Source organism: Microcoleus sp. PH2017_12_PCY_D_A, assembly GCF_020738565.1.
In the GTDB taxonomy this organism is placed as follows: domain Bacteria; phylum Cyanobacteriota; class Cyanobacteriia; order Cyanobacteriales; family Microcoleaceae; genus Microcoleus.
In genome coordinates, this window is sequence record NZ_JAEQCI010000159.1 from 1 (window position 1) to 11,400 (window position 11,400).

General features: G+C 45.8%; 10 protein-coding genes. 1 reads left to right on the forward strand and 9 read right to left on the reverse strand.

Going from position 1 to position 11,400, the window contains the following annotated elements; genetic code table 11:
• On the forward strand, positions 1–235 hold a 235-nt coding region (locus tag JGK39_RS30190), incomplete at its 5' end, for a GNAT family N-acetyltransferase (protein WP_293254056.1).
• A 262-nt stretch (positions 236–497) separates the two neighbouring features.
• Here JGK39_RS30190 and JGK39_RS30195 read toward each other — a convergent pair.
• The 9 genes from JGK39_RS30195 to JGK39_RS30235 all read right to left on the reverse strand — a co-directional run bounded on the left by JGK39_RS30195 (position 498) and on the right by JGK39_RS30235 (position 11,255).
• On the reverse strand, positions 498–2,972 hold the full coding sequence (locus tag JGK39_RS30195; RefSeq protein WP_293298553.1) for an AAA family ATPase: 2,475 nt from the start codon (positions 2,970–2,972) through the stop codon (positions 498–500).
• Between the two features lie 7 nt (positions 2,973–2,979).
• Positions 2,980–4,101, reverse strand: coding sequence for an AAA-like domain-containing protein (locus tag JGK39_RS30200; RefSeq protein ID WP_293254062.1), 1,122 nt, complete (start codon positions 4,099–4,101; stop codon positions 2,980–2,982).
• Positions 4,102–4,709: 608 nt separating this feature from the next.
• Positions 4,710–5,261 (reverse strand): hypothetical protein, encoded by a 552-nt coding sequence (locus JGK39_RS30205; protein ID WP_293254065.1) that lies wholly within the window; start codon positions 5,259–5,261, stop codon positions 4,710–4,712.
• 273 nt (positions 5,262–5,534) lie between these two features.
• Entirely contained in the window at positions 5,535–6,461 is a 927-nt protein-coding gene (locus tag JGK39_RS30210) for an ABC transporter ATP-binding protein (protein ID WP_293254068.1), read from the reverse strand.
• Between the two features lie 125 nt (positions 6,462–6,586).
• Entirely contained in the window at positions 6,587–7,360 is a 774-nt protein-coding gene (locus JGK39_RS30215; RefSeq protein ID WP_293254071.1) for an ABC transporter permease, read from the reverse strand.
• A gap of 294 nt (positions 7,361–7,654) precedes the next feature.
• The gene (locus JGK39_RS30220) at positions 7,655–8,716 is read right to left on the reverse strand and encodes a hypothetical protein (protein WP_293254073.1); all 1,062 of its coding nucleotides are present in this window, start codon (positions 8,714–8,716) and stop codon (positions 7,655–7,657) included.
• A gap of 94 nt (positions 8,717–8,810) precedes the next feature.
• The gene (locus JGK39_RS30225) at positions 8,811–9,527 is read right to left on the reverse strand and encodes a hypothetical protein (protein WP_293254076.1); all 717 of its coding nucleotides are present in this window, start codon (positions 9,525–9,527) and stop codon (positions 8,811–8,813) included.
• A 103-nt stretch (positions 9,528–9,630) separates the two neighbouring features.
• Complete coding sequence (locus JGK39_RS30230; RefSeq protein WP_293254079.1) at positions 9,631–10,086, reverse strand: Uma2 family endonuclease; 456 nt, start codon at positions 10,084–10,086, stop codon at positions 9,631–9,633.
• A 143-nt stretch (positions 10,087–10,229) separates the two neighbouring features.
• On the reverse strand, positions 10,230–11,255 hold the full coding sequence (locus JGK39_RS30235) for an ABC transporter permease (protein WP_293254327.1): 1,026 nt from the start codon (positions 11,253–11,255) through the stop codon (positions 10,230–10,232).
• Positions 11,256–11,400 lie beyond the last annotated feature (145 nt).

Consider the following 11,400-nt stretch of genomic DNA (forward strand, 5'->3'; position numbering starts at 1 on the left):
CCGCAGCGGCACAAAAGACGGTTGGATCGAACTATTGGGTACGCGGCGCGACTTTCGGAAAATGGGATTAGGAAAAGCCATGCTGTTAGCTGGTTTGCACACCTTAAAAGCAGCGGGTGCAAATACAGCCAAACTCAGCGTCGATGCAGACAGTTTGACAGGCGCGACAAAGCTTTACAAATCAGTGGGTTTCCGCCCGATGGAAACTTGGCTGTCGTGGGCAAAAGCCGTGTAATATCAAATATGGGTTTCAGAAAAATCCGCATTTTTTTATTAATCCTAAGACTGACGGATACTACAGCTTCAGTTAACTGGAAAAATCGATCGGGCCCAAATACCGCCAGGGGTTTAAACCCCTGGCTAATAGCGAAAGTCCTCTAAAAGAGGACTAATGAATTCTTCAGTTCTCTTTCAGAGGACTTCAGCTTTGAGGCGGGGGTTTAAACCCCTGCTTTCCCTGCGGGTATAACGTATAAACCTGGAATAGGCTGCATAAATTATCCCGGATTTTGCATCTCTACAAACTTCTGAAATAGCGGAACTTGAAAACGATAACCTCCTCCAGTCACCTCCAGCACTTCTTTTTCCACAAGTCTCTGCCACAAGCGACTTTCTGCTACCGACAAATCAGGTTCTTCGATTAATTTATGCAAAAACTCTCGTTCTGAATCCGTTAATTCTTGATAGCGTTCTCGAAATGCAGCGCCTCCTTGTTCCAAACTTTTGACAATCGCAGCTTGCACGTCCCCTACTGCTAATTTCGTTTGTTTTTCCCGATTTAAACTGGTATTTTCTCGGTTAATTGCATTCAGGCGATCGACAAGTACGCGACAGATCAATTGTACGTAATAAGGCTGACACCGCGTTAAGTAAATAATTTCATCAATCGCGGCTTCTGTATAAATGTCGGGAAAATTATCAATAGGATGCTGAATTAAATCCCGCGCCTCTGATTCCTGCAAATACGTCATCCGTAAAGATTGTGTATTAATCAAATAATCGTTCCAATAAGGATTTAGTTCGTCCAAAGTATGGGAACCGCTGAATAGCAATATCCAATTAGCGCCGTGCTGGACAATGTAGCGCAAAAAGTTTAAGGGCGATCGACTTCCGGTATCCCTGACTACTTCTTCTAACCGCTCGAATTCGTCGAAACACAACAAAAATCGCTTTCCGGGCGCATTTTTTTCTATTTGCTCGAACCATTTTTGGAGAGTCAGAAACGGTTCTGTTTTTAGCGATTCTTTGTCAATGGCGGGTAAGTGCAAATTGCGGTTGCGCCGCGCCGCTTCCACGATTGTATTTGCAATAAACTCGGCTAAACCGCTTAAGGTTGTTGTCATTGCTGCACCCTGAAAGTCGATCGACAGCGGCACTAATTCCGAGCCTACTTTCTGAGGTAAAAACTTGAGGGTGGAGGTTTTGCCGGTGCGACGGCCTCCATACAGCAACAAAACTGGCGGTTGAGAAGAACAAGCCAAAGATTCGATTTCTCGAAATACATCCAAACGCCCTTTGAACCTACTGCTAGAATTTTCTGGATTGAGGGCTGGCCCGGCGACATAAACTTGCGGGATTTCTGCGGAATTTACAGCCGCTTCCTCTAGAGTTTGTCGGGATGTTTCCAAGATATTTATCCACCGCTGCACGGCGCTGCCAAAGCTGGTTGCTAAAGCTGCATTTTTGCTTAAAACCAGACTTTTTCCCAAACTATTGAGTTTAGTTAAAGGTGTTGCCAGCATTTCATATTGAAGGTAGGCAGAACTAGCATTTTCGGCAGCGCGGACATCTTGGCTAATTGCCAAAAATTCAGGTAGTGCGGAACCGAGTTCGGCGGGCGGTGGTGAGGGTATCCAGGCAAGTTGTTCGGTAATGGCAACGATATCTTGAGAATTATGACAGCAGTTGAGGCGATCGATGGCAATTTCCACCATTGCGTTTAATACTACTTTTTGTTGGTTACTTGATTTGATTAGATAATAGATAGTTTTTAGGGCGGCTATTGGGTTATGGCGATAAGCTTTAACGATAAAGGAGTCCATCAAAGGTATTGGTAAGTGAATGATTTGATCGAAGTGGGGTGGCAGACGCAGCAGCCATTTTGCCTCATCTCCCTCTGGCACAAATCGCCATAGAAAAAACATCCACAGTAATTCTGGAATCCAGAAATAAAATCGCAAAGTGCCGAGGATATAGGCTACACCCAACGCCACACAAGACGCCACACTGGGATTTCTACCGAACGCCATCAACATCACGTTCAACATCATTACATTTAACGCGATCATTAACCCCGAAAAGAACCTCATCAACTCCCAAAACAACGCCTCACGCGACATCGCACCCCTCTTCACACCCCTCTCCACATCGAACGCCATACTGAACCCCACACCCAACGCCACACCCAATGTCACATCAGATGGCACACCAAACCCCACGCCGAACGCGACACCCAACGCCACATGAAACGCCACAGCTAACATCCCACTCGATGACAGCATACCGAACCCCACACCGTAAATCACACCAAAAGCCACAGAAAACAGACCCGTTGCTTCAGGCACGAATAGGAGATCGCTATTTATCAAGATCGGACTAAAAACCAGCAAAGTAAAAATTAGTGTCAACCAGATTTCCCGACTACTCTTCTTGCCCCATCCTGCCCTGTTTCCTAGGAACCAGCCCATCAAGAAAAGACTGCTTCTCAACCAATTAAATGGCTCGACTACCAGTGAATAGATGATGCCAACTAGCACGGCAGCTACTACCGGCACTGCTACTGTCAAAAACCAGACTTGTCCCGCATACCGCCGCAACTTAGGATTAACCCTAAATTCCGCCTGCATCGTAAAAGGATTAGTATCAGATTTCAAATCCGGATGAATTTCCGACAGCCACTCCGCCAAACTAAAAGGTTTAAAGTAACTCCAGTAGAGCAGGCGAACGCATTCAGCTAGATAATTCCAATTCATACTTATCCTAACCCTCACACCACTTACCTAGCAGACCACCCAAACTGTTACACAACAGCTTTTTGAAAAAATCAGAAACAATATCCCCAGAAATTATACCTCGGCAAAACATAATCAGAACAATTATCACAATCAGACCAATTAGCCAAGTAAATATTTCATCGAATTTCAGCCCGAAATTTTTAGTTAAATTCCCGGCCCAAAGAGGCACATCCCAGACTAGCCAGCGCACCGAATGCCACAACTTCTGAGGGCGCTTCGGTCGAGCTTGCAATTGTAAAACAGCCCTAACTTGGTCTTGAAACTTTTGCTTTGCCCACTTCACATCTTTACGATTTTGTTGCGCTTCCCAGAGGTATTTTGCTGCTAATTGCAAACGCACGGGATGGCGTTCTCCCCAATGCAAAGCGAGTTGCTGATTTTTTTCAGTTAAAGCAGGTCCACCGCTTCTAGGTAACGTGACCAATGCTTCGGCTTCTGCTTCCGAAAACTCTTGCAATAAGCATTCTGAACCGACGTTAAAAAAAGAAGAGGTTAGTTTGTATTGCTGGCGGTAGAAATCTATAGGTTCGATCGACACTAATACCAACATCATAGCGCTATTGTTGATTAAGGAGTGAAGATTGTCATAAAATCCTTCCTCAAATTGTTCGCGATAACTATCCTGAAATAGCGCTTCAAATTTATCTATACACAATACGGGTAATATGTTCTGTTGCTCGCAAAGTCTAATAGCTTTAGCAAAGGTACTGCGCTCCCAATTAGCAGCGGAAAAAGCTGTAACTAAACTCGGCTTAGCTTGAATAACACGCACTTTGCTCAATTCAAGAGCAACTGCTTGATAGAAACTATTTTCTGTTTGGCATTCACCATCTTGAAATGATAAATAAATAACAGCATAACGGCGGTCAGCGTGTCTGGAAAGATCGCGATTTTTTTGATAAAAACGCCACAGCAGGGATGACTTGCCAATTTTATGTTTCCCCACAATATTAACGCTGGTTGGCTGCGGGCCTGTCATCTGAGATTCAATAAATCTTAGTTCTTCTTCGCGCCCGACAAAGGCATCGGGGTTTTTCAGCATAGAGGGCGCAACAAACGGGCAATGAGATGGCGATCGAGAAGCCATAGAGTTATTTGACTAGAGGAGTAGCGAACTCGTATATTTATGATACATTATAAGTTAGCTTGATTCCGCAGACTGCAAGTTTATGAAATACACCTCAGAAACCCGGTTTCTCTGTCGCTCACCAGATACCCCTAGGGCGTGTTTTTAAACCCTCAGATCCCCCCTAACCCCCCTTAAAAAGGGGGGGACAAGAGCGTTCAAAGTCCCCCTTTTTAAGGGGGATGAGAGGGGGATCTAGCCTCGGGAAGAGCGTTCAAAGTCCCCCTTTTTAAGGGGGATGAGAGGGGGATCTAGCCTCGGGAAGAGCGTTCAAAGTCCCTCTTCTTAAGGGGGATTTAGGGTATCTAGCCTCGGCTGCAAACGAGAGATACAAAGGTCGTCAAAACAATCAACAATCTCTTTGAATTCTCGAAGTTTAATTGTAATTATTTGCAACCCCTTTCACGCTAACTCCAATCCAATATCAAATCTTCCCGCGCAGCCATTTTCAGCCATAGAAATCTGAAGCATGAGTTGCTGGCCGCCCCCTTGAAAAATGCCGTCTCGGTTGTTTTTTTGGGTGCGTTGTCCTTTTGCAGCATAGGATTTTTGGGCGTGAACTCGATCGGTCAGCGCATCATCAAAATAAAGTTGCGAGGTAAACTCATAGCTTTTTTGAGATGGAGAATTGGTGCGGATTTTGAAGTGGATGTGAACGGTTCTGCCGGGATACAACCGGGATATACTGTCAAAAACTCCGCTATTCCATTGGCGTTTGTTGTTTGATAGCCGCGCAAAAACTTTTTACCAACTGTATTAAAATTGCGATCGCTCGCATCTGAATAGACTCCCGCTGCATCGCAGTGCCAAACATCCACGATCGCATTCTTTAATGGAGTACAAGATCGATCGCGAATCTGAGAAACTTGAAATACCAATCGCAACGGCACGCCCTGTTTGATTGTACCGTCGGCAGGATCGGAACGGATGTCCGATCGATTTAACTTTTCATCGACAAAATACGGCCCTTCTGTTTGTTGGGGCCTGACAGTACAGGCGGGTGTTGGCGAAGCAGCAGAGGCGATCGAAGCGGACTGTTTGCGCCAGCAGCCAAATAGCGTCATAGCAAAGGTTCCACTCACAAAACCCAGCACTTCCCGACGAGTTAGGTTTAATATCATGTTCGGTCAATTACTATAACAAAAATGGTTTGTAGTGCGGACTTTAGTCCGCTGCATTCTGCGGACTAAAGTCCACACTACGAACTCATTTTATCGCGGTCAATCGATCGGACGCGATATCAAACAACAGAAATTATTTTTGGCACGGGTTTTTTCAGGGGTTTTTTCTTGCGATCGCCCACCTACTATTTTAGCCATTGGGGGTTTTCGGTGGGGTGGGGGCGGGTTTATTTAACCTGTCTGCTGCGTTTAAAGCTGTTGGTGAACCCGCCCCTACAGGCTATTGCGTGGGGTGCAATATCTCAGATCGCCCTGTTTTGTCACTTCCACATAAATATGTTCCAAGCGCACGGGATAGCGGGCTATCGAATCCAAAGAAATGCCCTCGAAACAATCTATAATCTCTTTTAATTCCAAACGTTCCGGCAGCCAAAAAGCTAAATCGCTACCGTAGCGGCGGGGAATGAAGCTGTATTCTGCTGCGCGGGCGATCGCCTTTTCTTCTTCCGCAGTTTTAACAACAATAATCTCCTGGGCTGGAATCAGTTTTTGTAACTCTTCTAAACTGCCTTCCGCTACAATACTGCCATTTTTCAGAATCCCAATTCTCTGACACAAACGCTCAGCTTCATCCAACAAGTGAGTAGTCAGCAAAATTGTAATTCCTTGAGATTGCAATTGCTGAATTAACTCCCAAATTTCGTAGCGAGCCTCAATATCTAAACCCGTTGTCGGTTCATCTAAAATTACTAATTTAGGCTCGTGCACCAAAGCTACAGCAATATTCAAGCGGCGCTGCATTCCTCCGCTCAAGGTTTCCACCGGACTTTTAGCTCTATCTGTTAAATTTACTGCTTTTAAACATTGTTCTACTTGATAGCGGCGCTGTTTGCGATCTAAACCATAAATTTGAGCAAAAAAATTGAGGTTTTCCTCGCAGCTAAGGCTTTTGTAAAGCAAATTTTCTTGGGGCGCTACACCTATTAATAATTTAGTAGAGTCCGAAACAGGTTCGCCATTGATGGAAATTTTGCCGCTGTCTGCATTTAGCAAATTGCATAAAATATTGATTGTTGTAGTTTTGCCTGCCCCGTTTGATCCGAGCAAACCGTAAATTTCTCCAGCTTGAATGTGCAGTGTTAAATCGTTAAGCACTGAACGTTCGCCATAGGATTTATTTAGCTTTTCTATTTGCAGCACAGCTTAAAAACTCCCTAAGTTTATATTGTACGATCGCGCACGGGTAGCCAGAAACCGGGTTTTTTACGACAATCTTTCGCTTTCGCCCACAGATTCGGTAAAAAACCCGGTTTCTTTGGTCTTCGTTAAAGTCTTCTTTCCACTCTCAACATCCGCCGGTAAGACAGCCATCCGCCTCCTATCATTAAAATAGCAAAAATAAACAAAAACCAGAAGTGCGACTCAATATCAGCAAAATCTTTGCCGTCAGCCCAAACGCCCATCAGCGCTTCGTTCATGTGATAAATTGGATTGTATTGGGCGATATCCAGCAGGCTTTTGGGAAACAGCGAAGCCGGCAAAAATGCGCCTCCTAAAATTAACAAAGGAACGCCGAAAGCTGCTACTAGCGAGTTGACATCTTCTGTGCGCCTCGCAAACTGCGTCCCGAGAATAAAGCCGACACCGACGTAGGATATAATACTGAGTAAGATAATCGCGCATCCTAACAGAATAGAGCCTTGAAATTGTGCTCCCAAAAAAGAGGCGATCGCGTATACTAGAATTACCTGACCGATGCCGATCGCACTGTGAGCCAGAAAAATTCCTAAAAAGTAGGAAGTGCCGCTTAGGGGAGAAACAAATAGCCGTTTGAGTGTATGTTGTTCTCGCTCTGCTACGACTGTGGCGACACTGCCGCCCAGACAGCTAAAAAATAAAGCGGCTCCTACTAAACTTGCAGGTGCTGCACTTTCAAAGGCTTTTGCTGTGGTGAGATTAGCCCGTTCTTTTAAAATTAAACCGTTAATTAGCAAGATAGAAATTGGAAAAATACTCCACAAGACTAAGCTGCGCCGCCGCCTTCCCAATTCAATTAAAATTCGCTGCGCTACTGCGAGAGTTTCGTACCAGTATTTCATTTTATTAGCATTGTCAGAATGGGAAATTGATATTAGGTCCGCTCGGACAACCATAATAAGATTGGTTTGTAGTGAGGACTTTAGTCCGCATCCATGAGAGGACTAAAGTCCTTACTACAAACCTTTTTAATGGCGGGTAATTGACCGGAAATGGTATGATAATTAGTAATTACGCCATGGGATATTATACCATAGAAATCCCAATAAGTTTAACTATCAATAAAAAAACCGCCCGGGCGGGTTTTGTGATTTTAGCAACATAGAGTTTTAATTTTTGGTTGTCTGTCGCTGCGCTCATTTTATACTAAAATTTGTACCTCTGTAGCATCCTTGAAAAGAAGTTAGCTTTGTGCGGTTTATTTCTTCCAATTTAGTCACGAGGGAGGCAGTATCGGTACTTTCAGGAGTAGCAGCCCACTTGTAGATAAAGTCGCCGAGATATTTTCCGGTTTCTTCGTAGCTGTGCTCTTCTATGGGAATTCCAGAAACTCCTGAAACTGTTTGGTTGTGGTATCCGTTAACAATGATTTTCTCGATAACTGCTCCGGGTTCTACAGTCACGTTCCAGTTGACTGGTTCGTAGGCGGAAAGTGCGAGTATTATTGGCTTGTTGCGGCGTTCTACTTTGATTTCGATCCTCTTCGAGGGCTTCGCTAACGCACTTTTCGACAAGTTTACCTTCCCGTGTTCCGCATTAGCTTCGTAAACACCGATCAAATGAAGTTCTTTGTCTCCGGTTGACGAACCGACATAGGCTGAAAAATCGTCGGAACCGCCAATCCCGCAGTTGGCGGCCGAACTAATGGGGGAAGTAAAAGTTGTTTTTTCGGCTAGTTTCTGCTGCACCGTCGGGACTACCCATAATCCGGTTCCGACTCCTAAAGCACCTATTAATGCAGCGGCAATTCCGAAAGGAATGACGTTTGTGAGGTGGCGAAAGGCTGTTTTTGGGGTTAGTTTTGATAGCGTTTGCTGCCAAGTTTCTGCGGTTTGTCCGGCATTTCCACCATCGAGACAAGCTAACAAAGCTAAACTTTCCGGCTGTTCGAGCAGACTTTGAACTGCTTTCCCTTCGCCGACGTAGAGATTTCGAGTTTCGGTGTCTAAAAGCAGCCAGTAGCGATCGCCCTCGCCGAAGTTGTACTCTTGTAGCGCAGGCTGAACTAAATCGTGCTGCAAAAACACCAGCCAAGCCATATTATTGCCAGTGCTGACTGTTTTGCTGTCGCTGGAAATAAGTTGGTCGATGTCGGGTTCCCACCGCCAAGCTACCCAGCGACTGTTTCCTTGATAGCCGAGGGATTTTTCGAGTTGCGGATGAGCGGTTATTTCTAAGCGTTGAACTAAGTTTGACACAGTTGGTCTCCTCAAGTACGCGGGAGCGAAGCTATCCCTAAGGGTAGGGAATCGCTACTTTTAGTCTTAGCTTAACTCATCCGGCGATCGTCCTTCAAAAACTACCCGTACCGTTGCCCGTGGTACTGTTGGGAGACAAATTGTTGCTGGGATTGGTATTGGGCGAAGTTCCCGGATTGGCATTATTGTTGGGATTGGTATTCGGCGAACTTCCAGGATTCAGATTATTCTGCTGATTGGTATTGGGCGAATTTCCCGAATTGACATTATTCTGCTGGTTGGTATTCGGCGAAGTTCCCGGATTGGCATTGTTGTTGGGATTAGTATTCGGCGAAGTTCCCGGATTGGCATTGTTGGGATTGGTATTCGGCGAAGTTCCCGGATTGGCATTGTTGTTGGGATTAGTATTCGGCGAAGTTCCCGGATTGGCATTGTTGGGATTGTTGGAATTGTTGGGATTGTTGGAATTCGTCCCCGCAGGAGTAGTTATCGGGGCGCCGGCAGCATCTCTGGTGACGCTGTTGGGGTTCGGGGCTGCTGGATTGGCTGCATTGGGGTTATTTCCAGGAGCATTGGCGGGGTTGCCGGCTGCGGGAGCCGTTTTTTGGGGAGCAGCGTTGGTGCCGCACAAGCTGACTAAATCAAAAGTTGTACCGCTTGGGGTTTCGATGAAGCAAACCGGCACGTCTACTCGCGGGTTTGAAGCCCTGGGAAACTGGGCTGTTCCGGGCATGGGACGGCTAAAGGCAGCTTGGGCCATCACTGGAGTCAAGGCAGCCGATAGAGCGGCTGCGAGGCGCAATAATCTCATCAGCACTTCCTCAAATGTTGTATTTTATTTGCTCCAGTATTGCTTATAAATTGCTTTCGTGTCCTCATTCTAAAAGCCGATCGATCTTTTTGACACATCCTTCTTAGCTGGCCGCCACTGGCTGCAACATCTCGCGCACGCAGAAAGTACACTTAGAAAAAGCCGAGAGCGCGACAGTCGCATCCTCTGACAAAATCATTTGACTCCCGTACCCGTCGTCTGAGGGTTCTCGAAATACGTGAAGCTGGCGTTCGTTGATATCTAGCACCCAAAAATCGTCTATCTTCGCTCTAGCATAGATATTTCCTTGAATCTCGCAGTCATTTTGGAGCGTACCATCGGCTATTTCGATCAGCAGATATATCTCCGAGGCGATGGGATGGCGGTCAGTATAGCGCAGCGCGTCTGGCATCACAACTGCGATCGACGGTTTTGGTTCAGTATCGCCTAACTGAATTGGTAGCTGCACCCGCACCAAAACGTCATCTCCTAACAGCTTTTCCAGCAATTTCTGAATAAGTACGATCGCTGTAGCATAACCGGTTCCCTGTGTTTTCATTTTTTTGTCAATGTATCCTGCAAATAATTTTACTTGTTGATATGACCAATGACCAATGACCAATGACCAATGACCAATGACCAATGACCAATGACCAATGACTAATGACCAATGACCAATGACCAATGACTAATGACCAATGATTAATATCGAATTCGCGGGTCAATGTAAGCATTCAAAATATCAATTACAATGCTAGCAATTACCACAATTCCTGCAAAAAACACCACAATACCTTGAACAGTTGGATAATCTCGCAAGCTAATCGCTTCATAAAGACGATTTGCCAGCCCCGGCCAAGAAAAAGTAACCTCAGTTAAAATAGCACCACCCAACAGAGCAGCAAAAGTCAGTCCCAAGACAGTAATCACCGGAATCAGTGCATTTTTGAGAGCGTGAGCCCATAAAATCTGCAATTCTGGAATTCCGCGAGCTCTAGCTGCTTCAACATAATCTGCTTGCAAAGTTTGCTTCAGATTCACCCTCACAATTCGCTCAAAAATGCCACTCAAAAGAATCCCCAGCGTCAAACTCGGGAGTGCCAAATAATGCAAACTTGTGAGAAACTGACCCGGGTTAGCACTCAATAGACTGTCTACAGTGTACAGTCCCGTGTAGTCTTGGGGGGCTCTTAATGTCACCGGAAAGCGAGTTCCCAAGGGAAACCAGCCCAACTGTACCGCGAAAATCAACTGCAAAACCATGCCGGCCCAAAAAGCCGGCAGCGAGTAAGTGATAATCCCAAACAAACGCCCCGCTGCGTCGAAAATAGTGTTGGGGCGGGATGCCGCCAGGGAACCGATACTGATGCCGACAATTAAAGCTACGGCCATGCTACAAACTGCTAATTCGACTGTAGCCGGGAAATAGTCTCCGATAATTTGCCAGACGGTTTGTCCGCGAGTGGTGAGGGAGGTTCCCAAGTCGAAGCCCAACAAGTTTTTCATGTATTTTAGATATTGCTCCCATAGGGGTGCGTCGAGGCCGAGTTGGGTTCGCATTGCTGCTTTGGCGGCTGCGGGAGCTCGGGAGCCGAGAATGGCGTCTATGGGGTCGCCCGGAGTGGCCCGGAGTAACAAAAATACTGCTGTGGTGATTGTCCACAACATTAGGGGTGCGAGGAGCAAGCGGACAAAAATATAAGATTGCAGGGCTTTTGAGCGAGACATAGGAATTGGGAATTGGGAATTGGGAATTGGGAATTGGGAATTGGGAATTGGTCATTGGTCATTGGTCATTGGTCATTGGTCATTGGTCATTGGTCATTGGTCATTGGTCATTGGTCATTGGTCATTGGTCATTGGTCATTGGTCA